Annotated in this window: 23 protein-coding genes; 14 read left to right on the top strand and 9 right to left on the bottom strand. The window is 70.6% G+C overall.

Features of this window, described 5'->3' with window-relative positions; genetic code table 11:
• Positions 1-87: 87 nt before the first annotated feature.
• On the bottom strand, positions 88-2397 hold the full coding sequence (locus N5I75_RS19305) for a PA14 domain-containing protein (RefSeq protein WP_476679142.1): 2310 nt from the start codon (positions 2395-2397) through the stop codon (positions 88-90).
• Between the two features lie 121 nt (positions 2398-2518).
• Between N5I75_RS19305 and lysS the strand changes: the two genes are divergently transcribed.
• A complete protein-coding gene (gene lysS, locus N5I75_RS19310) occupies positions 2519-4267 on the top strand; it encodes a lysine--tRNA ligase (RefSeq protein WP_476679144.1) in 1749 nt (582 codons plus the stop codon).
• Between the two features lie 69 nt (positions 4268-4336).
• On the opposite strand, the gene N5I75_RS19315 is transcribed toward lysS, so the two are convergent.
• From N5I75_RS19315 to N5I75_RS19325, 3 genes are all read right to left on the bottom strand, one after another.
• Positions 4337-5629, bottom strand: a complete 1293-nt coding sequence (locus tag N5I75_RS19315; protein ID WP_476679146.1) for a DUF2637 domain-containing protein — start codon at positions 5627-5629, stop codon at positions 4337-4339.
• 131 nt (positions 5630-5760) lie between these two features.
• Positions 5761-6645, bottom strand: a complete 885-nt coding sequence (locus N5I75_RS19320; RefSeq protein WP_476679148.1) for a DUF3558 domain-containing protein — start codon at positions 6643-6645, stop codon at positions 5761-5763.
• 158 nt (positions 6646-6803) lie between these two features.
• Positions 6804-7646, bottom strand: a complete 843-nt coding sequence (locus tag N5I75_RS19325; RefSeq protein WP_476679150.1) for a DUF3558 domain-containing protein — start codon at positions 7644-7646, stop codon at positions 6804-6806.
• Between the two features lie 213 nt (positions 7647-7859).
• Here N5I75_RS19325 and N5I75_RS19330 point away from each other — a divergent pair, with 213 nt between their 5' ends.
• Positions 7860-9053: an RtcB family protein gene (locus N5I75_RS19330; RefSeq protein WP_476679152.1), complete on the top strand. Its 1194-nt coding sequence runs from the start codon at positions 7860-7862 to the stop codon at positions 9051-9053.
• Positions 9054-9096: 43 nt separating this feature from the next.
• Here N5I75_RS19330 and N5I75_RS19335 read toward each other — a convergent pair whose 3' ends face one another.
• Positions 9097-9978, bottom strand: coding sequence for a hypothetical protein (locus N5I75_RS19335; RefSeq protein WP_476679154.1), 882 nt, complete (start codon positions 9976-9978; stop codon positions 9097-9099).
• A gap of 212 nt (positions 9979-10190) precedes the next feature.
• On the opposite strand from N5I75_RS19335, the gene N5I75_RS19340 reads away from it, so the two are divergent.
• The gene (locus N5I75_RS19340) at positions 10191-10526 is read left to right on the top strand and encodes a YnfA family protein (RefSeq protein ID WP_476679156.1); all 336 of its coding nucleotides are present in this window, start codon (positions 10191-10193) and stop codon (positions 10524-10526) included.
• A gap of 73 nt (positions 10527-10599) precedes the next feature.
• Positions 10600-11367: an SDR family NAD(P)-dependent oxidoreductase gene (locus N5I75_RS19345; RefSeq protein ID WP_476679158.1), complete on the top strand. Its 768-nt coding sequence runs from the start codon at positions 10600-10602 to the stop codon at positions 11365-11367.
• Between the two features lie 14 nt (positions 11368-11381).
• Here N5I75_RS19345 and N5I75_RS19350 read toward each other — a convergent pair whose 3' ends face one another.
• Entirely contained in the window at positions 11382-12227 is an 846-nt protein-coding gene (locus tag N5I75_RS19350) for a DUF6597 domain-containing transcriptional factor (RefSeq protein ID WP_476679160.1), read from the bottom strand.
• 85 nt (positions 12228-12312) lie between these two features.
• Between N5I75_RS19350 and N5I75_RS19355 the strand changes: the two genes are divergently transcribed.
• The 3 genes from N5I75_RS19355 (at position 12313) to N5I75_RS19365 (ending at position 14758) form a co-directional block, all read left to right on the top strand.
• A complete protein-coding gene (locus N5I75_RS19355) occupies positions 12313-12912 on the top strand; it encodes a TIGR03086 family metal-binding protein (RefSeq protein WP_476679162.1) in 600 nt (199 codons plus the stop codon).
• A 93-nt stretch (positions 12913-13005) separates the two neighbouring features.
• Positions 13006-14088, top strand: a complete 1083-nt coding sequence (locus N5I75_RS19360) for an LLM class flavin-dependent oxidoreductase (RefSeq protein WP_476679163.1) — start codon at positions 13006-13008, stop codon at positions 14086-14088.
• Between the two features lie 13 nt (positions 14089-14101).
• The gene (locus N5I75_RS19365) at positions 14102-14758 is read left to right on the top strand and encodes a CE1759 family FMN reductase (protein WP_476679165.1); all 657 of its coding nucleotides are present in this window, start codon (positions 14102-14104) and stop codon (positions 14756-14758) included.
• A 33-nt stretch (positions 14759-14791) separates the two neighbouring features.
• Here N5I75_RS19365 and N5I75_RS19370 read toward each other — a convergent pair whose 3' ends face one another.
• The 3 genes from N5I75_RS19370 to N5I75_RS19380 all read right to left on the bottom strand — a co-directional run bounded on the left by N5I75_RS19370 (position 14792) and on the right by N5I75_RS19380 (position 18561).
• Positions 14792-16351: a hypothetical protein gene (locus N5I75_RS19370; RefSeq protein ID WP_476679167.1), complete on the bottom strand. Its 1560-nt coding sequence runs from the start codon at positions 16349-16351 to the stop codon at positions 14792-14794.
• Entirely contained in the window at positions 16299-17606 is a 1308-nt protein-coding gene (locus tag N5I75_RS19375) for a glycosyltransferase family 4 protein (RefSeq protein WP_476679169.1), read from the bottom strand. Before N5I75_RS19375 ends, N5I75_RS19370 begins: the two co-directional genes overlap by 53 nt.
• A 364-nt stretch (positions 17607-17970) precedes the next feature.
• On the bottom strand, positions 17971-18561 hold the full coding sequence (locus N5I75_RS19380; protein WP_394433200.1) for a hypothetical protein: 591 nt from the start codon (positions 18559-18561) through the stop codon (positions 17971-17973).
• A 249-nt stretch (positions 18562-18810) separates the two neighbouring features.
• Between N5I75_RS19380 and hemL the strand changes: the two genes are divergently transcribed.
• The 7 genes from hemL (at position 18811) to ccsB (ending at position 26614) form a co-directional block, all read left to right on the top strand.
• The gene (hemL, locus tag N5I75_RS19385) at positions 18811-20136 is read left to right on the top strand and encodes a glutamate-1-semialdehyde 2,1-aminomutase (protein ID WP_476679171.1); all 1326 of its coding nucleotides are present in this window, start codon (positions 18811-18813) and stop codon (positions 20134-20136) included.
• Positions 20133-20852: a histidine phosphatase family protein gene (locus N5I75_RS19390; protein ID WP_476679173.1), complete on the top strand. Its 720-nt coding sequence runs from the start codon at positions 20133-20135 to the stop codon at positions 20850-20852. Before hemL ends, N5I75_RS19390 begins: the two co-directional genes overlap by 4 nt.
• A gap of 165 nt (positions 20853-21017) precedes the next feature.
• Entirely contained in the window at positions 21018-22304 is a 1287-nt protein-coding gene (locus tag N5I75_RS19395; protein WP_476679175.1) for a polysaccharide deacetylase family protein, read from the top strand.
• 78 nt (positions 22305-22382) lie between these two features.
• Positions 22383-23003 (top strand): TlpA family protein disulfide reductase, encoded by a 621-nt coding sequence (locus N5I75_RS19400; protein ID WP_476679177.1) that lies wholly within the window; start codon positions 22383-22385, stop codon positions 23001-23003.
• A 6-nt stretch (positions 23004-23009) separates the two neighbouring features.
• On the top strand, positions 23010-23774 hold the full coding sequence (locus N5I75_RS19405; protein WP_476679179.1) for a cytochrome c biogenesis CcdA family protein: 765 nt from the start codon (positions 23010-23012) through the stop codon (positions 23772-23774).
• A 3-nt stretch (positions 23775-23777) separates the two neighbouring features.
• Positions 23778-25526 (top strand): cytochrome c biogenesis protein ResB, encoded by a 1749-nt coding sequence (gene resB, locus N5I75_RS19410; RefSeq protein WP_476679181.1) that lies wholly within the window; start codon positions 23778-23780, stop codon positions 25524-25526.
• Complete coding sequence (gene ccsB / locus N5I75_RS19415) at positions 25523-26614, top strand: c-type cytochrome biogenesis protein CcsB (RefSeq protein WP_476679183.1); 1092 nt, start codon at positions 25523-25525, stop codon at positions 26612-26614. The genes resB and ccsB overlap by 4 nt, the downstream gene beginning before the upstream one ends.
• The last annotated feature ends 22 nt before the right edge of the window (positions 26615-26636 follow it).

The following is a 26636-nucleotide window of genomic DNA, read 5'->3' on the forward strand; positions in this document are numbered from 1 at the left end:
TGTACTGAGTTCTGAACCGGGTCCAGTCTCCCACGGGGGCGGACGGGCGGTCGCATGGATTCCCGCCCGCCCCCGCTCTCCACCACGTCAGGACACGGGCGCCAGCGCCACCGCCGCGAGGGCCGGGGCCGACTCGGTGCCGTCCGCGAACACCGCGCTCACGCGGTAGTAGGCGGCGGTGCCGGACGGGGCGTCCTCGTCACGGAAGAGCCGGAACTCCTCCGCGTACGGGTTCGGCATCGGGCCCTCGGCGATCCGCTCGTAGACGCCCGCCGCCCGGTCCCAGCGATAGACCCGGTAACTGGTGGCGCCGTCGAGCGTGTCCCAGTTCAGGACCGTGTCACCGGCGTTCTCCGCGGCGTCCAGGCCGGTCACCGGGGAGCCCGGCGCGGTCGCCTCGGCGGGGCGGGTGTCCTGCTCGGCCGCGTAGACGGTGACCGACTCGCTGTAGTTGTTCGAGCCGTCCACGGCGTACAGCTCCCAGCAGCGCTCCTCGCCGTCCGGCAGCCCCTTGGTGTCCTGGTAGGACGTGACGATGCGCGGGAGGGGCTGCCAGTTCCCGTCCCCGCAGGTGCGCACGCCGTCGACCGTCACCGGGCGGCCGGCACGCAGCCGGTAGGAGCCCAGGTCGGCGACGGCGACCGGGTCCCAGCGCAGGGTCGCGCCCCACGGCTCGGGCGTCGCGGTGAACCCGGCGGGGACCGGCGGCGCGGCCGTGTCCTCGTACCGCACCGCCTTGGCGTAGCTGGACATCACGCCGTTCCCGGCGACGGCGACAACCGTGACATAGCTGTCCGACGAACCGCCGAAATCGGTGAGCGCGCAGGTGTACTCGACGTACAGGGAGGTCCGGAACACCTCCTGCGGGGCACAGGCGCGCGCATGGGTGCGCACCGTGGACGCGCTGGAGCCCGACCAGACCTTGAAGCCGCCGCTGTGGTCGTTGTCCGCCGCGACTCTGATGGTCAGCACGGGGCGGCCCTGCGCGTCCGGCCGCAGGCCCACGGGCATCGCGGGCGCCACCTGGCGGGCCGCCGTGACGGTCGCCGGCTTCGACTTGTTCCCCGCCGCGTCGAACGCGTACACCGTGTACGTGCGCCGCACGCCCGGCTTCGCCGTGGTGTCCCGGTACTCGGCGGCCGAGGCGGTGCCCAGCAGGGTCGGAGCCGCGCTGCCGTCCGCGCCGTACACCTCCCAGCGCACCGCGCCGTCGGACGACGGGCCCCACGTCAGCACGTTCTTGTCGGTGTCCGGCGTGGCCGTGAGGCCCGCCACGGCCCCCGGCGCCGTCACGTCCGGCGTGCTCACCTTGACGGCCTTGGTGCGCGCCGAGGTGTTGCCCGCGGCGTCGCTCGCCGACGCCGCGTAGTAGTACGTCTTCCCCTCGCCGGGCTCCTCGTCGTACAGGTACTGCTCACCCGGCGTCCTGCGCAGGTCCATCGTCGCGACCTTGGTGAACGGGCCCGCCGCGGCCGTGGCCCGCCACAGCGTGAAGACGGGGCCCTCGGCAGGCTGCACCTGACCCAGCCACACGTTGACGCGCGGCCCGTAGAGGCCCTTCGAGACCGTGACGTCGGAGGCGGGCACGTAGGGGACGGGCGGGGCCGTCTTGTCCGACGGCGTGACGTACGGGCCGCAGGCGGCCTTGCCGTAGTTCGTCCACTTGTCGACGGCCTGGACGCAGAACCGGTACTTCAGGCCGTCCTTCGGCAGCGTGTACGTGGCGCTGGTGCCGGTGGTCCTCCACCTCGACACACCCGACCCGGGAGTCTCCACCAAGACCTCGTAGCGGGCGATGTCCAGCTCGCGGTTCTTCGTCCAGCGGGCGGACGCCTTGCCGGTCGACGTGGAGTACGACGTCGTGATGCCGGTCGGGGCCAGCGGCGCCTTGCTGTCGGACGAGGCGGGCCACGTGAACTTCACCCGGGAGAGCCCGGTCCAGTTCGTGTGGTCGACACGGACCGTGTGCTTGCCCGAGCCGATGCAGAACGTGCCCGGGACGCTGTTGCCACTGTCACCCGTGTTCGTCCACTTGTTCACCTTGCGGACGTTGTCCACGTACAGGCGCAGACCGTCCGTACCGGAGAGCCGGTAGGTGAAGCAGCCGCCCGAACCGAAGTCACGGGTGAGCGAGTAGCGCACCGAGAAGTTGTTCGTGGCCATCCCGGAGAGCGGCGCGCCGGTCCACTTCTGGTCGATGGTGGTGTCGCAGTCCGTCTTCTTCGGCGTCCCGGAGAAGGTGGTGTTGCTGTAGAACGTCCTCTTGAACGTGGTGTCGCCGCAGGTGACGGCGGCTTCGGCGGAAGGCGCCGCGAGGACGAGGCAAGCCGACGGCAGGGCTATCGAGAGCCCGGCGGCCCCCAGACGCAGCCCCGCGCGGAATCTGTCTGTGATCACGAAGTGAGGACACCCGAGGGGACCCCGGGGTTGTACGGCTGCGCTATCCGTTTTCCGGGACGAACCACGGCGGGTGACAATGGGCGGGTACTCCGTACGAGACGAACGAGGAGAGAAGGACGTGCCGACCGTGGCTGACAGCAGCGCTCCCGGCGCCCAGCAGGACTGGGTGTCGCGCTACGCGGACGAAGTGATCGCCGAGTCCGAGCGTCGTGCCCCGGGCAAACCGGTCGTCGTCGCCTCCGGCCTCTCCCCGTCCGGCCCGATCCACCTGGGCAACCTGCGCGAGGTCATGACCCCGCACCTGGTCGCCGACGAGATCCGCCGCCGCGGCCACGAGGTCCGCCACCTGATCTCCTGGGACGACTACGACCGCTACCGCAAGGTCCCGAACGGCGTGCCCGGCACCGACGCGTCCTGGGCCGAGCACATCGGCAAGCCCCTGACCTCGGTCCCGGCACCCGCCGGATCCGCGTACCCGAACTGGGCCGAGCACTTCAAGGCCGCCATGGTCGAGGCGCTCGGCGCCCTCGGCGTGGAGTTCGACGGGATCAGCCAGACCGCGCAGTACACGTCCGGCGTCTACCGCGAGCAGATCCTGCACGCCATGAAGCACCGCGGCGACATCGACGCGATCCTCGCCCAGTACCGCACCAAGAAGGCCCCGGCCAAGCAACAGCAGAAGCCCAAGGACGAGGCCGAGGTCGAGGCCGCCGAGGGCTCCGGCGCCGCGTCCGAGGACGACGGCAGCGGCGGCGCGGGCGGCTACTACCCGTACAAGCCGTTCTGCGGCCAGTGCGGCAAGGACCTCACCACGGTCACCTCGTACGACGACGAGAGCACCGAACTGGCCTACACCTGCACCCTCGACGGCTACACCGAGATCGTCCGCCTCAGCGAGTTCAACCGCGGCAAGCTCGTGTGGAAGGTCGACTGGCCGATGCGCTGGGCGTACGAGGGCGTGATCTTCGAGCCGTCCGGCGTCGACCACTCGTCCCCGGGCTCCTCGTTCCAGGTCGGCGGCCAGATCGTGTCGATCTTCGGCGGCGAGCAGCCCATCGGCCCGATGTACGCGTTCGTCGGCATCAGCGGCATGGCCAAGATGTCGTCCAGCAAGGGCGGCGTCCCGACCCCCGGCGACGCGCTGGAGATCATGGAGCCGCAGATCCTGCGCTGGCTCTACGCCCGCCGCCGCCCCAACCAGTCCTTCAAGATCGCCTTCGACCAGGAGATCCAGCGCCTCTACGACGAGTGGGACAAGCTCGCCGGAAAGGTCGCCGACGGCTCCGTGCTCCCCGCCGACGCCGCCGCCTACAGCCGCGCCGTCGGCACCGCCGCCGGAGAACTGCCGCGCACCGAGCGCCCGCTGCCCTACCGCACACTGGCCTCCGTCGCCGACGTCACCGCCGGCGACGAGCGGCAGACACTGCGCATCCTCGCCGAACTCGACCCGGAGAACCCGGTCACGGACCTCGCCACGGTCCGCCCCCGGCTCGACAAGGCCGAGACCTGGATCTCCAAGTACGTGCCCGCCGAGTCCCGCACCATCGTCCGCTCCGAGCCCGACACCGAGGCGCTCGCCGCGCTCGACGAGGAGAGCCGCAAGTCCCTCGCCCTCCTCCTGGACGGCCTGGACTCCCACTGGTCCCTCGACGGCCTCACCCACCTCGTCTACGGCGTCCCCAAGGTGCAGGCAGGCTTCCCCGCCGACGCCACCGCCAAGGAACTCCCGGCCGAGATCAAGGTCGCCCAGCGCACCTTCTTCGCCCTGCTCTACCACCTGCTCGTGGGCCGCGACACCGGCCCGCGCCTGCCCACGCTGCTGCTCGCGGTCGGCGCGGACCGGGTGCGGACGCTCCTCGGGGCGTAACCCGGCGAACGAAAAGGGGCGGCACCGGATCCCTCCGGTGCCGCCCCTTCCCGTTCCTGACCGCCGCGCTCAGGCGATGTGGTCCTCCATGAGCTCGGCGCTGTAACGGGCCTCGAACTGCTCCGCGTACCGGTTCACGTCACGCGGCGAAAGCCGGATGCCGAACGAGTCCTCGACGTCCGCGGCGAACGTCCCCGGCGACGGAACCCCCTCACCCTGTATGCCCTGCCGGTAGACCCGGTACAGGTCCTCCTCGGTGGGCGCGGCGGCCGCGGCGTCCTGCGCGCCGTCACCGAGCGGACGCGTTCCCCCGGCACCGTTCGGCACGGGGAACTGCTGCTCGGGTGCGGGTACGGGAGCGGATGCGGGCGCGGGTACGGATGCGGGCTCAGGCGCGGGCTCGGCCGCGCGGGGCCTCGGCACCGGGATCTGCTGGGGCTGCTCCTCGTACCAGTCCTGATGCTCCTGCTCCGGGACGAACGTGGGCGGCTCGAAGTTCGGGTCGTAATCCCCCTGGTACGCCACCTCGCGCGGCGTGGCGAACCACTGGCTCGGCGCGTCGGCTGCGGCCACCTCGTCGACCACCGCCGCACCCGCCGACGGCTCCAGCTCCGGCACGGACTCCCGGCCGCCCTGCGCCGCGACCGGCGGCGCGGGCGGCAGAAGCTGCGGCTCGATCCCGGCGGCGGCCAGCCCGGCCGGGGCGGTCTCGGCGAGCGGCACCCCGTAGCGGGCGAGGCGCAACGGCATCAACGACTCCACCGGGGCCTTGCGGCGCCAGGCCCGGCCGAAACGGGAACGCAGGCGGGCCTGGTAGACGAGACGCTCCTGCTCCAGCTTGATCGTCGCGTCGTAGGAGCGCAGCTCCCACAGCTTCATCCGGCGCCACAGCAGGAACGTGGGGAGCGGGGAGAGCAGCCAGCGCGTGATGCGCACGCCCTCCATGTGCTTGTCGGCGGTGATGTCCGCGATCCGCCCGATCGCGTGCCGGGCCGCCTCGACCGCGACGACGAACAGGATCGGGATCACGGCGTGCATGCCGGTGCCGAGCGGGTCCGGCCAGGCGGCGGCGCCGTTGAACGCGATGGTCGCGGCGGTCAGCAGCCAGGCCGTCTGCCGCAGGAGCGGGAACGGGATCCGGATCCAGGTCAGCAGCAGATCGAGCGCGAGCAGCACACAGATACCCGCGTCGATACCGATCGGGAAGACGTAGGAGAAGTTCCCGAACCCCTTCTCCAGGGCCAGTTCGCGGACGGCCGCGTAGGAACCGGCGAAACCGATCCCCGCGATGACGACCGCACCGGCCACCACCAGACCGATGAGTATCCGGTGCGTCCGTGTCAGCTTCAGTGGCGCGGCCACTCCAGTTCCCCTCCCAGTTCGGCATGTTGCGCCCAACAGACTGGCACACGTGTGCGGACGGCCGTGGGCCGGTACGCCCGGAGCCCGGCGCCCAAAAGGGGCCGGGCTCCGCAAACCGCTTGTTGCGCAGGCTAGTTGTCCTTCTTGTCGCCCGCCTTGTCGTCGGCCTCGCCGCCGGCCTTCTTCGAAGCGGAGGCCGAGGCGGACGCCTTCGGCTTCGCCGACGAGGAGGCAGACGAGGACGACGAGGACGACGCCGACGCGGAAGGCGACTCCTTCGAGTCCACCACCGACGCCACGACCTCCTTGGCCGCCTTCTCCGCGTCCTTCACCAGACCGTCCGCGGCCGGCGTCTTCTCACCCGCGAGACCCGAACCGTTGTAGTGCACGGTGACGACCACGTTGTCCACACGCGAGACGACCGTCTGCTGCCGGGACGTGACGCTCTTCTTCTTCTTTTCCTCGTACGTGCTGTCGAAGCGCACCAGCGTCGCCTCGTCACCCGTGCCCGCGACCGGCTCGGTCTTCACGTTCTTCGCGCCCTCGGTCGCCTGCGCGTCCTTGACCTGCTTCGCGTAGTACTCCGTCGCCAGCTTGTCGCCGCTGCCCCGGTTCAGATCCGACTCGAAACGGACCATCGAGACATTCAGCCAGCGGAACTGGGAGCCCTTGACGCCGTTGTTGTCCAGGCTCGACCAGGAGCAGTTGTCCCGCGTCGACTCGTCGTCCGACGCGCCCGCCTTGCTGTCACCCTTCGGGACCAGCTCGCCGAGCGTCTTCTTCGACAGCGACGAGCACGCCTTCGGCAGCGCCTTGTACGTCGCCGGAGCCACCTTCTTCGCCGCGTCCGCGGCCGTCGAGGCGGAGGACCTGGCCGAGGACGCCTCGGACGCCTTGCCCGCCTTGTCACCGGAGCCGGAACCGGAGTCGGAGGAGCAGCCTGCCGCGAGGAGAACCACCGGCACGGCGGCTGCGCAGGTGAGTATGCGGGTGAGTCGCTTGGTCGGACGGTGCATGGTTCCTCTACATAGGACGCTGGCTGGAGCACGGTCCCGGAAAAGCGGCGGCTTCCTTCACAGAGCCACCACGAACCCGGGTCCGATGGGCCACCGTACGCCGTGGCCACCCCGCACGCCTCGACTTCACCAGAGCCGCGACGGCCACCCGGACCGCCCTACTCGTCGAACTTCCCGACCAGCTTCTGCGCCAGTTCCTGCGCTCTGTCCTGCGATTCCTTGCTGTCCGGGGCCTCTCCGGAGGTCGCCGACTGGGCCATGTACTGGACGGTCACCAAGGCGTTCGACGTGCGGAACACCACAGTCACCGTCCGGCTCCGGGACGCCAGCGGGCCCGACAGCTCGTCGTCGATGAAGGCTTCGTCGCCGAGCCCCTCCAGCATCCGCGGCTGCAGTTCGGCGGCGGACACGGAGGACGAGGGGGAGGCGGTGCCGGCGCCGGTGTCCCCGCCGGTGTCCGCGCCGGGGGAGGACTTCCCGTCGCCGTCAGCGTCATCGCTTGCCGTGCCGCTCGACGGCGTGACGGAACCGGTCGGCGCCGTCGTCGGCACGCCCGCCTTCGCCACCTTCGCCGCGAACACGTCCTGCGCGCGCGTGTCGTCGCTGACCGCCGCGTCGTAGGAGACGACCCGCTCGAAGTCGAGCGTGAGCCGGTGTGTGCCGCCCGTCGCCGACTGGTCCTTCCAGCCGCACCCGGCCCGGCGGGCCGTGTCGTACGTGGCCGTCGCCGTCCCCTCGTACGCCTTCTCCCGCGTCCGCTCGTCCGTCAGCTCCTTGATGCCGGGGAGCATCGCGTCGAGCATCCCCTGGTCGGGCTGGGCGCACGGCTCGGGCAGCGTGCGGTACTTGCCGGGCTTGGCCGACGACGCGGTGGCGCTCAGGCCGCCCGGCTTGGAGTCGCCCGCGCTGTCGTCGGAGCCGGAGCCTCCGGAGCACCCGGCGAGCAGTGCCGTCAGGAGTACGGCGACGCCCGGCACGTACGCGTACGACTTCCGCTGCACCGTAAGGGCTCCTCTCGGCGGGTTGCGCCTGGTTAATCGGTTGCCGCGGTGAGGCGGCCGATGATGACAATGTCTATCGCACGCACTGCCGTGGACGCCGGTCCGGCGACCGTTTCGTCGACCTTGGCTCCGGTATCTGCGTTTCCGAACTTCAAAGAACTTCAGCCGCTTTCGGTGGAGTTCAGCAGGCTTCATCACCTTTCGGGGGATTTCATGTCGTACGTAGAGGTACCGGGTGCGAAGGTCCCCATCCGGATGTGGGCGGACCCGGCGTCCGTCGAGGACGCGGCGATGCAGCAGCTCCGCAATGTCGCGACCCTGCCCTGGATCAAGGGCCTGGCCGTCATGCCCGACGTCCACTACGGCAAGGGCGCCACGGTCGGCTCGGTGATCGCGATGCAGGGGGCCGTGTGCCCGGCGGCGGTCGGGGTCGACATCGGCTGCGGCATGAGCGCGGTGAAGACCTCCCTCACCGCCAACGACCTCCCCGGCGACCTCTCCCGCCTCCGCTCCAAGATCGAGCAGGCGATCCCGGTAGGCCGAGGCATGCACGACGACCCGGTCGACCCGACCCGCCTGCACGGCTTCGGTACGGCGGGGTGGGACGACTTCTGGGGGCGGTTCGGGGGTGTTGCGGAGGCGGTGAAGTTCCGGGAGGGGCGGGCGCGCAAGCAGATAGGAACACTTGGCCGAGGAAACCATTTTGCTGAGCTTTGTGTTGATATGTCCGATTCGGTTTGGCTCATGCTGCACTCCGGTTCCCGCAACATCGGCAAGGAGCTGGCCGACCATCACATCGGCGTCGCGCAGAAGCTGCCGCACAACCAGAACCTCGTCGACCGCGACCTGGCCGTCTTCATCTCGGAGACCCCGCAGATGGCGGCGTACCGCAACGACCTGTTCTGGGCGCAGGAGTACGCGAAGTACAACCGGTCGATCATGATGGCGCTCTTCAAGGACGTGGTCCGGCGGGAGTTCAAGAAGGCGAAGGTGACCTTCGAGCCGGAGATCAGCGCGCACCACAACTACGTGAGCGAGGAGCGCTACGACGGGATGGACCTGCTGGTCACCCGTAAGGGAGCGATCCGCGCGGGCTCGGGCGAGTACGGGATCATCCCCGGCTCCATGGGCACGGGTTCGTACATCGTGAAGGGCCTCGGCAACGCGGCGTCCTTCAACTCCGCCTCGCACGGCGCGGGCCGCAAGATGAGCCGGAACGCGGCGAAGCGGCGCTTCTCGACGCGGGACCTGGAGGAGCAGACGCGGGGCGTGGAGTGCCGCAAGGACTCCGGCGTCGTGGACGAGATCCCGGGCGCGTACAAGCCGATCGAGCAGGTCATCGACCAGCAGCGGGACCTGGTGGAGGTCGTGGCGAAGCTGAAGCAGGTCGTCTGCGTGAAGGGCTGAGTCCGTGAGAGGCCCGAGTCGTCGCCGACTCGGGCCCCGAGCGTCACTCCGGCATCGGGATCTTGCCGCTGCGCAGACGCCACAGGCGTAGATGGCAGCTCTTCTCCGTACGGCCCAGCTCCTCGGCGGCGGAGGCCGCGTTGTTGTGCCGGAGGAGTACCCGGTCCTCCCATTCCTTCCAGCGACGTGCCGTGTGTGCGGCCCGCATGTCAGCAGGGCGGGTCCAGGTGGCCAGAGAGTCGGCGGCCGTTTGTTTGCGATCCAGAGCCAGGCAGCCGGGGTAGTAGAGGTGGGCGCCGAGCTTCTGGCCCGCCTCCATCGCGAACAGGATGTTGTAGATGCCGTCGCGGGTGTTGCGCTTCGGAATGCGCTGAACCTCGGTGATCTTCTTCGCGTAGAAGCAGAGGTAGGCCGCGATGGCGGTGCTCTGCGTGGTGAGCGAGACGAAAGGGAAGCCGCGACTCGTGTAGCCGACGGAGCCGTCCGCGTCGATGACCCCTCGCAGGTAGTCGCGTCGTGAGAACGGGACGCGCGGGGGCGTGATCTGCTTCGACTTGCGGCCGTAGGGCAGCCCCAGTCCGTTGAGCGTCGTGCGTGCCTCCAGGGCGCAAAGCGTCCAGGTCGCCGAGTGGTGCGAAGCGGCGAAGTTGGTCGCGCGAACTCGCTCCGTGATGCTGGTGGGGTAGGGCGTCAACTGCTGGAAGCGACGCAGGATTTCGATGTCCCTGATGTTGATTTCGGCGGTGATTCGGCCCTTCTGCCCGGCTCCCGCCGCCATGTGTCCGTCCATCTGCAAGAACCCGAACATGTACGCGTACTCGGGCACCTCCAGGTCCATGAACCCCGGCGCCGACGCGCCGGATGGTTCAAGGTCGAGCGCCTCGTCGAATGTGAACTGGTGAGCGCTAGGCTCGCGTGCAGCCATGGGGAAGCTCTTCTCTTCCTCGGTGGTCAGGCCCCCGGCCGGGACGGCTATCCCGTGCCGGGGGTCGCACTGTGTGCGGTCCTGTTGGCGTGAACGTAGCCAGCCCGTTCCCCTGCCGCGCACGCAATCGATCGGCGTCACCCGTTCGAGGGGGAGCGCCGAAGCGCGGTGCGCGCCCCCGGGCCGCTGCGGCGCATGACACCCTGGCCCTCATGATCGTCGCCCGTTCCGTCGTCCTGTTCGTGCTTGCCGCGCTCTTCGAGATCGGGGGTGCGTGGCTGGTGTGGCAGGGGGTGCGGGAGCAGCGGGGGTGGGTGTGGGTCGGGGGTGGGGTGATCGCGCTCGGGGTGTACGGGTTCGTGGCGACGTTGCAGCCGGACGCCGAGTTCGGGCGGATCCTGGCCGCGTACGGCGGGGTTTTCGTGGCGGGCTCGATCGCGTGGGGCATGGTCGCGGACGGGTACCGGCCGACCCGCTGGGACGTGGTCGGCGCGCTGATCTGCCTGGCCGGCATGGCGGTGATCATGTACGCGCCGAGGAACGACTGACCCGGCGATCTTCGCGACGTACGCTGGGCGGAAGTCCCGATATCCCGCAGTCCCGCCGTCCGAGGAGTAGCTCATGGCCCCCGCCGCGTCTTCCCGTATCGCCGTCGTCACCGGCGCGAGCAGCGGTATCGGCGCCGCCACCGCGCGGCAGCTGGCCGCCGCCGGGTACCGGGTGGTGCTGACGGCCCGCCGCAAGGACCGGATCGAGGCGCTGGCCGAGGAGATCAACGGCGCCGGGCACCAGGCCACCGCGTATGCCCTGGACATCACCGACCGGGCGGCGGTCGACGAGTTCGCCACGGCGTTCAAGACGGTCGGCGTCCTGGTGAACAACGCGGGTGGTGCGCTCGGCGCGGACCCGGTGGCCACCGGTGACCCGGAGCAGTGGCGGCAGATGTACGAGACGAACGTCATCGGCACCCTGAACATCACGCAGGCGCTCCTCCCGGCGCTCACCGACTCCGGTGACGGCACGGTCGTCGTCCTCTCCTCGACCGCCGGGTTCAGCACGTACGAGGGTGGCGCGGGTTATGTGGCGGCCAAGCACGCCGAGCATGTCCTCGCGGAGACGCTGCGCCTGGAGATCGTCGGCACGCCGGTCCGGGTGATCGAGGTGGCGCCCGGCATGGTGAAGACGGAGGAGTTCGCGCTGACCCGGTTCGGCGGCGACCAGGAGAAGGCGGCGAAGGTGTACGCGGGTGTCGCCGAGCCGCTCACCGCGGACGACGTCGCGGACACGATCACTTGGGCGGTGACCCGGCCGAGCCACGTCAACATCGACCTGCTCGTGGTCCGGCCGCGCGCCCAGGCGTCGAACTCGAAGGTCCACCGCGAGCAGTAGGACGGCCCCAGCGGCTACGAGGTCGGGTACGCCGTCGGTGGGACGCCGACCGTCGCCGTGAAGTCGCGGACCAGGTGTGCCTGGTCCGCGTAGCCGAGGTCGGCGGCGAGTGCGGCCCAGTCGACTCCGCGGGCCCCGCCGGTCCCGTCGGGGTCCGCGTGTGCGGCGGCCGTCTCCAGCGCCTCGTGGATGCGGTAGCGCAGGATGCACCACTTGGGGCTGACGCCGACGTGGCCGGAGAACAGCCGTTGCAGCGATCGCACCGACATCCCTTCCTCCCGTGCGAGATCCGCGACGCGGCGCACTCCGCGCCCGGCCCTGATCCGTGCGACGAGCCCGCGCGCCAGTTCGGCCGCCGGGTCGGGCTCGGCGGGGAGCAGGGGGAGGAGGTAGTGGTCGAGGGCGGCGACGCGGGCCCGGTCGTCCTCCGGGTCGGGGTCGGGCGCGACGACCGCCGCCGCGTCCGTCGCCGGGAACACCTCCTCGTACGGCAGCACTCGGCCGGTCCACTCGGCGACCGGTACCTCGGGGACGAACGGCCGGAACGCCCCCGGCCAGAACTTCGCCCCGCACACCCGCCCCCGCCCGCCGATCTTGCGGGTGTAGAGGCCGGGCGCGGAGACGCCGGTCAGCTCTCCGTAGGGCGGTCCGTCCTCCTCGTCCCACTGGAACGTCAGGTTCACGGAGGGGTGCGGCACGATGTGCGAGGCGTAGGGCGCGGGCAGGTCCCAGTCGATGAGCCAGTAGTTCTCGACGTACGGGCGCAGGGGTTCGGCGGGTTCGTGCCGCCGGAAGCGGACGCGCGTGAGCAGCGCGGCCGGATCGACGATCCCTCGGGTGTCCCGGGTGTCCCGCTCCATGTCCGGATCGTACGGCGGGGCACTGACAGCGGCCCGTCGCGTTTGTTCAAGAGGCGTGGGGCGGTGCGCTCGTAGCGTCGGACGTATGGACACACACGAGCAGCAGATGCAGACGGCCCGGCCGGTCGGGGATCTCCTCCGCCTCGCCGCCGACCGCGCGGCCCCGGTCGTCGCCGGTATCCCCGACTCCGCGCTCGCCGCCCCCACGCCCTGTGCGGACTACGACGTGAAAGCCCTGGTCAACCACCTTTTCCAGGTGGTCGTCGAGTTCCGGAAGCTTGCGGCGAAGCAGGACTCCGACTTCGCGGCGACGCCGGACCGGGTGGGGGAGGGCGGCGACTGGCGGGAGCGGTTCGCGGGCGCGGCGGAGGAGTTGGTCGGCGCGTGGTCGGTGCCCGGTGCCGAGGACGGGACGAGCGGTGCGATGGACATGCCCGCGCGTCTCGTCGGTGCGATGGCGCTGCTGGATCTCACCGTGCACGGGTGGGATCTGGCGCGGGCCACGGGGCAGTCCTACGAGGCTCCGCCGGTGGTGGTCGGCGTGCTGGCGGACGCGGTGGCGGAGCTGGCGCCGACGGCCAGGGCGATGGGTGTCTTCGGGGAGCCCGTACCGGCCGGGACGGACGCGTCCGTGTTCGACCGGCTCCTGGCGGCGACGGGTCGCCATCCGCTCCAGCGGCGCTGACCGGACCGTATGGCGGTCGGGAATAGGTGCGGCGGCACATCCGTTCCGGGGTATAGTTGAACAGTCAACAAAAACCCGGGAAGGGTGAGCATCATGCAGTTCGGAATCTTCACCGTCGGCGACGTCACGGTCGACCCGACCACCGGACGCGCGCCGAGCGAGCACGAGCGCATCAAGGCGATGCTCGCCATCGCGCAGAAGGCCGAGGAGGTCGGCCTGGACGTCTTCGCGACCGGGGAGCACCACAACCCGCCGTTCGTGCCGTCGTCCCCGACGACGATGCTCGGCTACATCGCCGCGCGCACCGAGAACCTGATCCTCTCCACCTCCACCACGCTGATCACCACGAACGACCCGGTGAAGATCGCCGAGGACTTCGCGATGCTCCAGCACGTCGCGGAGGGCCGCGTCGACGTGATGATGGGCCGTGGCAACACCGGCCCGGTCTACCCCTGGTTCGGCAAGGACATCCGGGACGGCATCGACCTCGCCGTCGAGAACTACGCGCTCCTGCGCCGCCTCTGGGACGAGGACGTCGTGACGTGGAAGGGCAAGTTCCGTACGCCGCTGCAGTCCTTCACCTCGACCCCGCGCCCGCTGGACGGCGTCGCGCCGTTCGTCTGGCACGGTTCGATCCGCTCGCCCGAGATCGCCGAGCAGGCCGCCTACTACGGTGACGGCTTCTTCCACAACAACATCTTCTGGCCCGCCAGCCACACCAAGCAGATGGTGAACCTGTACCGCACGCGCTACGCCCACTACGGGCACGGCACCCCGGAGCAGGCCATCGTCGGCCTCGGCGGCCAGGTGTTCATGCGGAAGAACTCGCAGGACGCGGTGCGCGAGTTCCGCCCCTACTTCGACAACGCGCCGGTCTACGGCCACGGCCCGTCCCTTGAGGAGTTCACCTCGCAGACGCCACTGACCGTCGGCTCGCCGCAGGAGGTCATCGAGCGGACCCTGTCCTTCCGGGACGTCGTCGGCGACTACCAGCGCCAGCTGTTCCTGATGGACCACGCGGGCCTGCCGCTGAAGACCGTCCTCGAACAGCTCGACCTGCTCGGTGAGGAGGTCGTGCCGGTGCTGCGCAAGGAGTTCGCCAACCTGCGCCCGGCGAACGTCCCGGACGCGCCGACCCACGCGGCCCGCGTCGCCGCCCAGGCCGAAAGCAAGTAGGGAGTCCACGGCCATGAAGCTCGTAGTCGTCTCGGCGGGGCTCAGCTCCCCCTCCTCCACCCGGCTGCTCGCCGACCGGCTCGCGGTCGCGACCGTGCGGCAGGCCGGCACCGTCGAGGTCGAGGTCATCGAGTTGCGGGACCTCGCGACGGAGATCGCTCAGCACTTCGTCACCGGCTTCCCGCCCGCCCGCCTGGCCGCCGCGCTCGACGCGGTGGCCGCGGCGGACGGCCTGATCGCGGTGACCCCGGTGTTCGCGGCGTCGTACAGCGGTCTGTTCAAGTCGTTCTTCGACGTGATCGACAAGGACGCGCTGACCGGCAAGCCGGTCCTCGTCGGTGCGACGGGCGGCACGGCCCGGCACTCGCTCGTCACCGAGCACGCGCTGCGGCCGCTCTTCACCTACCTGCGCGCCCTCACCCTGCCGACCGCCGTGTTCGCGGCGTCGGAGGACTGGGGCGAGGAGGGCCTGGAGCGGCGCATCGCCCGCGCGGGCGCCGAACTGGCCCGCTTCATGGGCCCGTCCGCCGCCGACGCGGCGCCGGACGTCGACACGGCCGCCGCGATCGCGCCCCGCTCGCTGACGGGGGCGATCACGTCGGTGGACCCGGCGGACGGGTTCGAGGTGACCCCGTTCGCGGAGCGCCTCGCGGCCCTGCGGGCCGAGTGAGAGGCGCTGTTCAGGGCCGGTCCGGCGCATGGTTCAGGGCCGGTCCGGCGTGGGCGCCTTCCACGCCGTCCAGCCCCGGGTGTGCGGAAGCTCGTACGGGGTCCAGTCCCTGGCGTACTTCGGGGGCCGGTGGCCGCGCTCGGTGAGGACGGCCGTCGGCACCTCGGCGGCGCGGCGCAGCAGTTCAGCGCGGGTCGTCGACTTGTTGTTGCCGCGCGTCTGCGCCGACGCGCATCCGGCCGCGTAGCCGACGGGCAGCGCGCGCGGGCCCGTCACCAGGCACGGCGGTGTCAGGCCGAGGGCGCGCAGGCCGTCGGCGGCGGCGATGTAGCGGGCGTCCGTGCGGGCCGTCGAGGCGACCTCGCGGTGCAGCACGGCGAGTTGGCTGCCCAGCTGGAGCACGACCAGGGCGACGGCCACGACCGCGAGCGCCCGATGACGCCGCATCCGGCGCAGCAGTACCGCCACCGGCAGCGAGAGCAGCGCGTACGTGGGCAGCAGGAAGCGCGGCGCCGAGTAGCCGATGAGCAGGAGGTACGGGACCGAGAGCGCGGCGGCGCAGGCGACCGGGACCAGGGTCGGCGCGGGGCGGCGTCCGCGCAGCGCGACGGTCACGGCCGCCGCCGTGAGCAGGGGCAGGGCGAGCCACCACAGGGCGAGTTCGGGGTGGGCGGGGCTGCCCGTGGCGCAGGGGCGGCAGAGCAGCGGGCCGTTGACCGCGCGCCAGGCGGTGCCGAAGTTGGGGTGCAGGCCCATGTCGCCCTCGGTGGCGCTGGACACGCGCAGCCGCTCGGCGACGCCGCCCCAGCGCATGTACGCCTCGACGACCCATTGCGCGAGACCGGCGACGAGGCCCGCCGCGAGGTAGGGCAGGGTGCGCCGGCGTTCGCGCGTCAGCAGCGCCACGACGCCGAGCGGCAGCACGAGCCAGGCCGCGTCCGGTGCCCGGAACAGTGCGACGGCGGCGACGCATCCCGCGAGCCACCATCCCGCGCTCCTGCCCGGGTCCCCGCCGCCGTACCGCAGGAACCAGCCGACGGCGCCGACCGAGCCGAACGCCACCCACAGGTTGGGCATGGCCATCGCGCCGGAGAGGACGGCGATCCACAGCCCGGCGAAGAGCAGCGCCGCGAACGCCGTCGTGCGCGCCCCGACCAGCGGCCGCCACACGCGGAACGCGGCGTACAGCGCGGCCGACGAGAGGACCGCGAGGGCGGTGCGGAGGGCGACGGTGGAGTCGGTCACCGCGATCAGCGGCGCGGTCAGCAAGCTGGTGCCGCGTGAGCGCGGGGCGCTGAAGAAGACGGTCGGGTTGCGGGGGTCGTGCTGGGACACGTACACCGACTCGTCCCAGCCGAGCCCGTGCCCGAGCCGGGTCACGACGAGCGCGAGCTGTGCCAGGAGGTACAGGACGGCGACGACCGCCAGCCAGTCGCCGTCCCGCAGGGACCGGAGCGCGGAACCGAACCGGCCGCCCGGTGCGGAGGCGGGCGTTCCCGGTGGCGCGGACGGGGCGTTCAGGGTGCTCTGCGTGTGCACCTCAGGAACGTCCGGGCTGCGCGGTGCCATGGGCGCGGCTGCGTCGGCCGTCATGCGAAGTCCCCCCTCGGCCGCCCGGCCGCGCTGCACGCAGCGAGCGGACCTTCCTGCGCGCCCAGTTGGTGGCCCGGGCACGGAACCGTCGCCCTGCTCGACGGAATCGGGAGGCCCTGAGTTCCGCGAAAAGGGTGTGATATCGCGCCACAATGGGCTCAGGGTCGAACCGGTGTGCGGAGGCGAGCGCCGCCGCGCCCATCCTTTCCCTGGTCGCCGCGTCCTCGATCAGCTCGGTCATCGCCTCGGCGAGCGCGTGCACGCTGCCGACCGGGACGAGCCGTCCGTCGACGCCGTCGGTGATGATCTCGGCGGGGCCGAGCGGCGCGTCGGTGCTGATGACGGGGACCGCGCAGCGCATCGCCTCGACGAGGGTCATGCCGAACGACTCGGCGTCGGAGGCGCTCACCACGAGCGCCGCGCGGGCGAACTCCGGTTCGATCGGCGAGACGGTGCCCATGAGCCGGGCCCGCCCCGTCAGGCCGAACCGGTCGATGAGCGCCCGCAGATGCGGTTCCTGCGCGCCGCCGCCGTAGATCCGCAGCTCCCACCCCGGGGCGTGCGGGGCGACCTCGGCGAACGCCTCCAGGAGCAGGTCGTAGCGCTTGCCGGGGGCGAGCCGGCCCGCCGCTGCGATGATCCGCGAGGAGCCGTCGGAGGGCGGGGCCGACGTGGGCGGCACGATGTTCGGCACGGAGAGCACCCGCACCCCCGGCAGCGGCACCCGCGCCCGGTAGACCGCCGCGTCCGCCTCGGTCATCGTCACGAGCGCGTCGAGCCGCCGGTAGTGCCGGGCGAGTTCGGTGCGCAGCTTCTTGGAGTGCGCGTCGTGGCGCAGGTGCTCCTGCCCGATCCGCAGGGCCCGCCGAGGGCCCCACTTGGCGAGGTAGACGTTGATGCCGGGCCGGGTGCCGATGACGACGTCCGCGTCGCACCGCTCCTCCAGGTACGCGCGGACCCGCTGGTCGTGCAGGAGCGAGTACTGCTTGTACCGCTTCTCGGCGGCCGGGAAGTCCCGCGACGGCTCCGCGTATGCGGCCTGCCGGGTGTCCGCGCCGTCGGCCCGCGTGTCCACCAGCGGTACGAGGGTGATCCGCGGGTCGACGGTGAACCTCGGGCTCTCCCGGTGCCGCGACATCGAGACGATCTCCACCTCGTGGCCGCCGTGCTCGGCGAGCGCGGCGGCGAGGTTGAGCGTGGTGCGCACGGTGCCGCCGACCGCGTAGGCGTTGTGCAGCAGGAACACGATCTTCATAGGTAGTGCCTTCCCCGGCGGGCGCCCGGTACGGACCCGCACAACCCTTGATGTACCGGCCCAGTCTGCTCGCGCCGGGTAAGCCGCCCGTCTGGACCGGGGCAGGCCCGGGTAAAAAGCCCATTGGCGGTCGCCCGATCAGGGGACGGGGTGTGGGCGGGGCGGGTTCACGGGCGGGTGTACGGGGGTTCCGGGCGCGGGGTTCCGGGCGCGGTCCCGCCGGATCGGGGCAGGACCGCCGCAACTGTGGACCCTCAGGTCCCCGCTGGGACGGTCGTGGCCCGGCCGGTCAGGACCGGGGTTGTCAGGACCGGGGTTGTCAGGATCGGGGTTGTCAGGACCGGGGTTGTCAGGACCGGGGTTGTCAGGGCCAGACCAGGCAGTAGGCCTGGTGCCCGGCGTCGTGCAGCCGGTGGCTGAAGTCCTGCCACTCGTGGAGCAACTGGTACACGTTGAACGCGTCCCGGGGGCCGCCGCGGTCCGGGACCGTCGACCAGATGAACGCCGCCGCGCCGACGGCCTCCTCGCCCACCCCGCGCAGGGGGTCGACGACCGTCATCGGCAGCTTCACCACCGCGTAGTCCGGGTGCAGGACGACGAGTTCGAGCGGCGGCACCTTGTGCAGGGGTATGCCCTCGATACCGGTGAGGACCATCGCGGCCATCGTCTCCGGCTTGATCTTCGTGAACATGCCGCCCATGCCCAGCTCGTCACCGCCGAGCTCCTCGGGGCGCATGGAGATCGGAACGCGGGCCGCCGTCGCGCCGTCCGGCGCGCCGAAGTACTTGTACGTCACCCCCACCCGGCCACCATTCCCGCTGTCCCCGCCGCCTGTCGCTCTCTGGACCCGTGCCACCGTCTCGTCGTGGCCCTCGCGCCGGTGCCTCCCCCGCCGGGCACGCCGGGGGCCCAGGTCGTCGGTCCCCTCGCCCAGTCCGCCGCCACCGCGATGCATATCTCCACCCGACTGCTGTTCTCAGGGCGCTGGCCCTTTTCTAGGCCGCGCGACCGCCGACGCGCAACCCGATCATCGTGTCAGTGACCTCCCCCACGGTCACCCGCCGAAACGTCCGAGTGGGACAACTGCGCGAGTGGCCGGCCCCGGACGCCGTACAGAAGCGGTACAGCGCCCTGACAGCCCGAGTCTAGGGCGCCCGGGAGCCGCGCGCGGGGGGCCGGGGAAGCGGGCCGTACGCTGAGAGGCATGGCAGAGGCGAACAACACCCCCTATCCCTATGAGGCACCCGTTTCGCAGGGGCTCTTCGACCGTGCGGCCGTGGTCACGCCCGGTGGCGTGAACTCGCCCGTGCGCGCGTTCCGAGCCGTGGGCGGTACGCCCCGTTTCATGGTGTCCGGTACCGGTCCGTATCTGACGGACGCCGACGGCCGCGAGTACGTCGACCTCGTGTGCTCGTGGGGGCCGATGATCCTCGGCCACTCCCACCCCGAGGTCATCGCGGCCGTGCAGAAGGCCGTCGCCCGGGGCACCTCCTTCGGGACGCCGGGTGAGGGCGAGGTCGAGCTCGCCGAGGCGATCGTCGAGCGGATCGCGCCGGTCGAGCAGGTACGGCTCGTCTCCTCGGGCACCGAGGCGACCATGTCCGCCATCCGCCTCGCCCGCGGCTTCACCGGCCGCGCGAAGGTGATCAAGTTCGCCGGGTGCTACCACGGGCACGTGGACGCGCTGCTCGCCGCCGCCGGGTCCGGCGTCGCCACCTTCGCCCTGCCGGACACGCCCGGGGTCACGGGCGCCCAGGCCGTCGACACGATCGTGCTGCCGTACAACGACCTCGAGGCCGTCCGCGAGGCGTTCGCCGCGCACCCCGGCGAGATCGCCTGCGTGATCACCGAGGCCTCGCCGGGCAACATGGGCGTCGTCCCGCCGCTCGACGGCTTCAACGCCGGGCTGAAGGCGGTCTGCCAGGAGAACGGCGCGCTCTACATCTCCGACGAGGTCATGACCGGCTTCCGTACGTCGAAGGCCGGCTGGTTCGGCGTCGACGGCGTCGTGCCGGACCTGATGACCTTCGGCAAGGTCATGGGCGGCGGTTTCCCCGCCGCCGCGTTCGGCGGGCGCGCCGACGTGATGGCCCACCTCGCCCCGGCCGGCCCTGTCTACCAGGCGGGCACGCTCTCCGGTAACCCGGTCGCCACCGCCGCGGGCGTCGCCCAGCTGCGCCTCCTCGACGACGCCGCGTACGCCAAGGTCGACGCGGTCAGTGAGCAGCTGCGAGCCCTCGTCACCGAGGCGTTCACCAAGGAGGGCGTCGCGCACCGCGTGCAGAACGCCTCCAACATGTTCTCGGTCTTCTTCACGGAGAACGAAGTGCGGGACTACGAGGGCGCCAAGGCCCAGGAGTCCTTCCGCTTCACCGCCTTCTTCCACTCGATGCTGGAGCAAGGCGTCTACCTCCCGCCCTCGGCGTTCGAGTCCTGGTTCGTCTCGACCGCCCACGACGAGCGGGCGGTCGAGCGGATCGCCGCCGCGCTCCCTGCCGCCGCCCGCGCGGCCGCGGAGGCCACGGCATGAGCGAGAACACCGAGAAGAAGACGACCAAGAGCGACGACGACATCACTGTCGTCCACCTCATGCGCCACGGCGAGGTGGAGAACCCCGAGGGGATCCTCTACGGGCGGCTGCCCGACTACCACCTCTCCGAGCTGGGCCGGCAGATGGCCGACCGGGTCGCCGAGCACCTGTCCTCCCGTGACATCACGCATGTGGTCGCCTCCCCGCTGGAGCGGGCGCAGGAGACGGCGACGCCGATCGCCAAGGTGCACGGCCTGGACCTGGGCAGCGACGAGCGTCTCATCGAGGCGGGCAACGTCTTCCAGGGCAAGACCTTCGGCGTCGGCGACGGCGCCCTGCGCAACCCGGACAACTGGAAGCACCTCGTCAACCCCTTCAAGCCGTCGTGGGGCGAGCCCTATGTCGAGCAGGTCGTGCGGATGATGGGAGCGCTCGACGCCGCCAAGGACGCGGCCCGCGGCCACGAGGCGGTCTGCGTCAGCCACCAGCTGCCGATCTGGACGGTGCGCAGCTTCGTCGAGAAGCGGCGCCTGTGGCACGACCCGCGCAAGCGGCAGTGCACGCTGGCCTCGCTGACCACGTTCACGTACCAGGGTGACAAGATCGTCTCGGTTGGTTACACCGAGCCCGCGCGCGATCTCGTCCCCGCCCATCTGCTGGCGGGCGGCAAGAAGGGCGCCAGGCAGCCCCAGGGCGGCAAGGCGTTCGGCGCCTAGGGCCTGACCTGCGGGGCACGGGCCGCCGTTGATCGACGGCGGCCTTTGCCATTCCCGCACAAAACCCCGCAAATACCTACGACTTGTCGGAACCCGCGTCTTCGTCGAGCCCTCTAACTGTGTGCCCGCCATGAATGGGTGCACAGTGCGACGAATGAGGACGTTATGCGCGATGTCAGCCGTAGGGGACTTCTCGGTCTGGGGGCCGGGGCAGCGACCGCGGTGGCGCTCGCCGGGTGCGGATCCGGCGGCTCGGGCGGAGCCCCGACCGTCTCGCCCGGCGGCCACTCCGGGACCACCCAGGGGCCGAAGCGCCCGGCCGCGAAGCCGATCGGGGACGGCTCGACCGCGTACACCGGGAAGCAGCCGCACCAGCCCGCCGCGCCCGCGCGGCTCGAACCGGGACAGAAGCCGCCGCAGTTCGTGGTCTTCTCCTGGGACGGCGCGGGCGAGGTCGGCAACGGCCTCTTCCCGCGCTTCCTCAAGCTCGCCAAGGACCACGGCGCGCACATGACCTTCTTCCTCTCGGGCCTGTACCTGCTGCCCGAGTCGAAGAAGCGGCTCTACCACGGGCCGAACAACCCGGTCGGCGCCTCCGACATCGGCTACCTCACCGACGAGCACATCAAGGCGACGCTCACCCACGTCCGCCAGGCCTGGCTCGACGGGCACGAGATAGGCACCCACTTCAACGGCCACTTCTGCGGCGGCTCCGGCACCGTGGCCAACTGGACACCGCAGCAGTGGCGCGACGAGATCGACCAGGCCACGTCCTTCGTCAAGCAGTGGCGGACCAACACGGGCTGGCACGACGAGCCCCCGCTCCCTTTCGACTACGACAAGGAGCTGGTCGGCGGGCGCACCCCCTGCCTGCTCGGCCAGGACAACCTGCTGCCCACCGCCCGCGAGCTCGGCTGGCGCTACGACGCCTCCTCGCCCGGCGGCCGCCAGCGCTGGCCCGACAAGAAGAACGGCGTCTGGGACCTGCCGCTGCAGGCCGTCCCGTTCCCCGGGCACAGCTTCGAGGTCCTGTCGATGGACTACAACATGCTGGCCAACCAGTCCCTCAACTCCACCAAGGCGCCCGCACACAACTACCCGGGCTGGCGCAAGCAGGCCACCGACGCCTACATATCCGGCTTCAAGCGGGCCTACGAGACGAACCGCGCGCCGTTCTTCATAGGCAACCACTTCGAGGAGTGGAACGGCGGCATCTACATGGACGCCGTCGAGGAAGCGCTCAAGCACATCGCCGCGACTGCCGACAAGCACAGCGACGTACGGCTCGTCTCCTTCCGGCAGTATGTCGACTGGATGGACGCGCAGGACCCCGAGGTGCTCGCGAAGCTCCGCACGCTCGACGTCGGGCAGCAGCCCGCCGAAGGCTGGCGGACGTTCCTCACGGAGCCGGCCGGGAAGCAGTCCGCGGGCTCGCCTGCGAATCCGTCCTGAAACACCGCCTGAAATGGGGTTTTCCGTCCATGAGGGGGGTGCGGAAGATCCCCTAAACAGACATGCGAAACTTTTCACATGAGTGCCGCCCGCCGCACCCCGCGCACCCCCGCGACCTCGCGCCGCGCCGCCAAGCTGACCGTAGCCGCCGCCGTCGCGGCCCTCGCGCTGACCGCGTGCGGCTCCGGCGGCACCTACGGTGGCGGCGACAACACCAACTTCGTGACCAGCTCCGGCGGCATCGCCACCGTCAAGAAGGGGGAGCGGCACGACGCCCCCAACCTGACCGGCGAGGACCTGGAGGGCAAGGCCCTCAAGCTCTCCGACTACAAGGGCAAGGTCGTCGTCCTCAACGTGTGGGGCTCCTGGTGCCCGCCCTGCCGCGCCGAAGCACCCAACTTCGTGAAGGTCGCCAAGGCCAGCGAGAAGCAGGGCGTCCAGTTCCTCGGCATCAACACGCGGGACACCAGCACCAGCCCGGCCAAGGAGTTCGAGAAGAGCTTCGACGTCACGTACCCGAGCTACTACGACCCGACGGGCAAGCTGCTCCTCAGCTTCGAGAAGGGCACGCTCAACCCGCAGGCCATCCCGTCCACGATCATCGTCGACAAGGACGGCAAGATCGCCGCGCGCTCGCTGAAGCCGCTCAGCGAGGAGAACCTGCGCAAGATGCTCGACCCGGTCGTCGCGGAGAAGTGAGCGACGGTGTCCCCCACGCTCTCCACCCTCGCCGCCGGTGACACGGTCACGGACGGTGCGCTCCTCCTCGCCATCCCGATCGCCCTCATCGGCGGGCTCGTCTCCTTCTTCTCGCCCTGCGTCCTGCCGCTCGTCCCCGGTTACCTCTCCTACGTGACCGGTATCACCGGCACCGACCTCATGGAGCAGCGGCGGGGGCGGATGGCGGCCGGCGCCGGACTCTTCGTGCTCGGCTTCACCGCCGTGTTCGTCTCGGGCGGGGCGCTGTTCGGCTACTTCGGCTCCACGCTCCTGGACTACCAGTCCGCGCTGACCAAGGTCCTCGGCGTCCTCATGATCCTCATGGGTGTCTTCTTCCTCGGCCTCATGCCGTGGATGACGCAGCGCGAGTTCCGCTTCCACAAGCGGCCCGTGACCGGGCTCGCCGGGGCGCCGCTGCTCGGCGCCCTGTTCGGCATCGGCTGGACCCCCTGCATCGGCCCGACGCTCGCCTCGGTCAACACCCTCGCCATCAACGAGGGAAGCGCGGGGCGCGGCGCCATACTGATGGTCGCGTACTGCCTCGGACTCGGTCTGCCGTTCGTCCTCGCCGCGATCGCCTTCCGCAAGGCCCTCGGCGCCTTCGGCTGGGTCAAGAAGCACTACACATGGGTGATGCGCATCGGCGGCATCATGATGATCCTGACCGGAATCCTCCTGCTCACAGGGGCTTGGGACAGCCTCGTCGGGCAGATGCGGACCTGGTCCACCGGCTTCCAGGTGGGAATCTGACTTATGAGCAAGACGCGTACCCCTGAGAGCACGCAGAGCCCGGACGGCCCCGGTACGGAGAGCACGGCGAGCACGGAGAGCACGGAGAGCACCGAGCAGGAGGCCGGCTCCCAGCTGTCCACGGCGCCGCTCGAGGACCGGGCGCCGAACCTCCCGAAGCTCGGCGTCGTCGGCTGGGTCCGCTGGTTCTGGCGGCAGCTCACCTCGATGCGGGTCGCGCTGATCCTGCTGTTCCTGCTCTCGCTCGGCGCCATCCCCGGCTCGCTGATCCCGCAGTCCGGCACCGACCCGCTCAAGGTCAGCGACTTCCAGAAGGCCCACACCACGCTCGGGCCGCTCTACGAGAAGCTCGGCCTCTTCCACGTCTACAGCTCGGTGTGGTTCTCCGCGATCTACATCCTGCTGTTCATCTCGCTCATCGGCTGCATCGTGCCCCGCACCTGGCAGTTCGTCGGGCAGCTGCGCGGCCGCCCGCCGGGCGCCCCGAAGCGCCTGGACCGGCTGCCCGCCTATGCGACCTGGCGCACCGAGAGCGACCCCGAGCAGGTGCGTACCGCCGCGCTCGCGATGATGAAGAAGAGCCGCTACCGCTCGCACCTCGCCGGGAACGCCGTCGCCGCCGAGAAGGGCTACCTGCGCGAGGTCGGCAACCTGGCCTTCCACATGGCGCTGATCGTCATGCTGGTCGCCTTCGCCTGGGGCCAGCTCTTCAAGTTCGAGGGCGGCAAGCTCGTCGTCGAGGGCGACGGCTTCTCCAACGTGCTGCCGCAATACGACGACTTCAAGTCCGGCAACCTCTTCGACAGCGACCGCGACCTCTCGCCGTTCAACTTCACCCTCGACAAGTTCACCGCGACCTACGCGCGCACCGGCCCCGAGAAGGGCACCCCGCGCACCTTCCGGGCGAACGTCAGCTACAGCCAGGGTGCCGACGGCACGGTGAAGAAGACCGCCATCCAGTCCAACCACCCGCTGGACATCGACGGCACCAAGATCTTCCTCAACGGCCACGGCTACGCCGTGAACGTCACCGTCCGCGACGGCAAGGGCAAGGTCGTCTCCCAGCAGGCCGTGCCGATGCTGCCGATCGACTCCAACATCTCCTCGCAGGGCGCGATCAAGGTGATGGACGGCTACCGCAATGCCAAGGGCGAGAAGGAGCAGCTCGGCTTCAGCGCCTGGTTCGTGCCGACCTTCGCGGGCGCGGGCAAGGGCACGATGTTCTCCCAGTTCCCCGCCCTGGACTTCCCCGTGCTGGCGCTCAACGCGCTCCACGGTGACCTCGGGGTGGATGCGGGACTGCCGCAGAACGTGTACCAACTCGACACCTCTCACATGAAGGAGTTCAAGGACTCCAAGGGCAAGGCCCTGAAGACCCGTCTGCTGCCGGGGGAGACGATGAAGCTGCCGAACGGGGCGGGCTCCATCACCTTCGACAAGGACATCAAGGAGTGGGTCACCTTCCAGATCTCGCACCAGCCCGCGCAGGGCTGGGCGCTCGGCGGCGCCATCGTCGCCATCTTCGGTCTGGCCGGTTCCCTGTTCATCCAGCGCCGCCGGGTCTGGGTGCGCGCCGTCGAGGGCCCCGACGGGGTCACCGTCGTCGAGATGGCCGGCCTCGGCCGCAGCGAGTCCGCGAAGCTCCCCGAGGAGCTGGGCGACCTGGTCGGCCGGCTGCACACCCAGGCGCCGAGCGCCCCCGAGACCCCCGCATCATCCACTGCTGTTTCCGCCGAAGGGGCTGAGAAGTGACTCTCGCCGCCGCAACCAACGAATCACTGGCGCACACGAGTAACGTCCTCATCTACTCGTCCATGGCCGTGTATCTGCTGGCGTTCTTCGCCAACATGGCCGAGTGGATCTTCGGCAGCCGCAGCAAGGTCGGCCGTACCGCCGCCGCCCTGACCGGCAAGGCGCAGGCCGCCGAGACCGCCGCCGCGGTGCAGGTCCAGGTCAAGCAGAAGAACGGCGCCACCGCGGTCCTGGAGCGGCCCAAGGTCGTGACCCGGGCCGCCGCGGGCTCGCGCGACGTGCCCGACGGGCCCGGTGCCTCCGGCGGTGATGAGCAGGGCGACCTCTACGGGCGTATCGCCATCTCGCTCACCGCGCTCGCGTTCCTCATCGAGTTCGCCGGGGTTCTCACCCGCGCCCTGTCGGTGCAGCGCGCGCCGTGGGGCAACATGTACGAGTTCAACATCACCTTCTCCACCGTCGCCGTCGGGGTGTACCTGGCGCTGCTCGCGCTGAAGAAGAACGTCCGCTGGCTGGGCCTTCCGCTGGTCACCACGGTCCTCCTCGACCTCGGTCTCGCTGTCACCGTCTTGTACACCGCCAGCGACCAGTTGGTTCCCGCCCTGCACTCGTACTGGCTGTACATCCACGTCTCCACGGCGATCTTCTGCGGCGCGGTGTTCTACGTGGGCGCGGTCGGCACGATCCTGTACCTGTTCAAGGACTCCTACGAGAACAAGCTGGCGGGCGGCGGTCAGCCGGGCAGGTTCGCGACCTCGGTGATGGAACGGCTGCCCGCCTCGCAGTCGCTGGACAAGTTCTCCTACCGGGTCAACGCGGCGGTCTTCCCGCTGTGGACGTTCACGATCATCGCGGGCGCGATCTGGGCCGGTGACGCGTGGGGCCGGTACTGGGGCTGGGACCCCAAGGAGACCTGGTCCTTCATCACGTGGGTGGCGTACGCCGCCTACCTGCACGCCCGCGCGACCGCCGGGTGGAAGGGCCGCAAGGCCGCCTACCTGGCGCTGGTCGCGTTCGGCTGCTGGCTGTTCAACTACTACGGCGTGAACATCTTCGTCACCGGCAAGCACTCGTACGCGGGCGTCTGAGGCGTCGCCCCGGCAAGCTGGA

The sequence above is a fragment of the Streptomyces sp. R818 genome, from assembly GCF_056172735.1.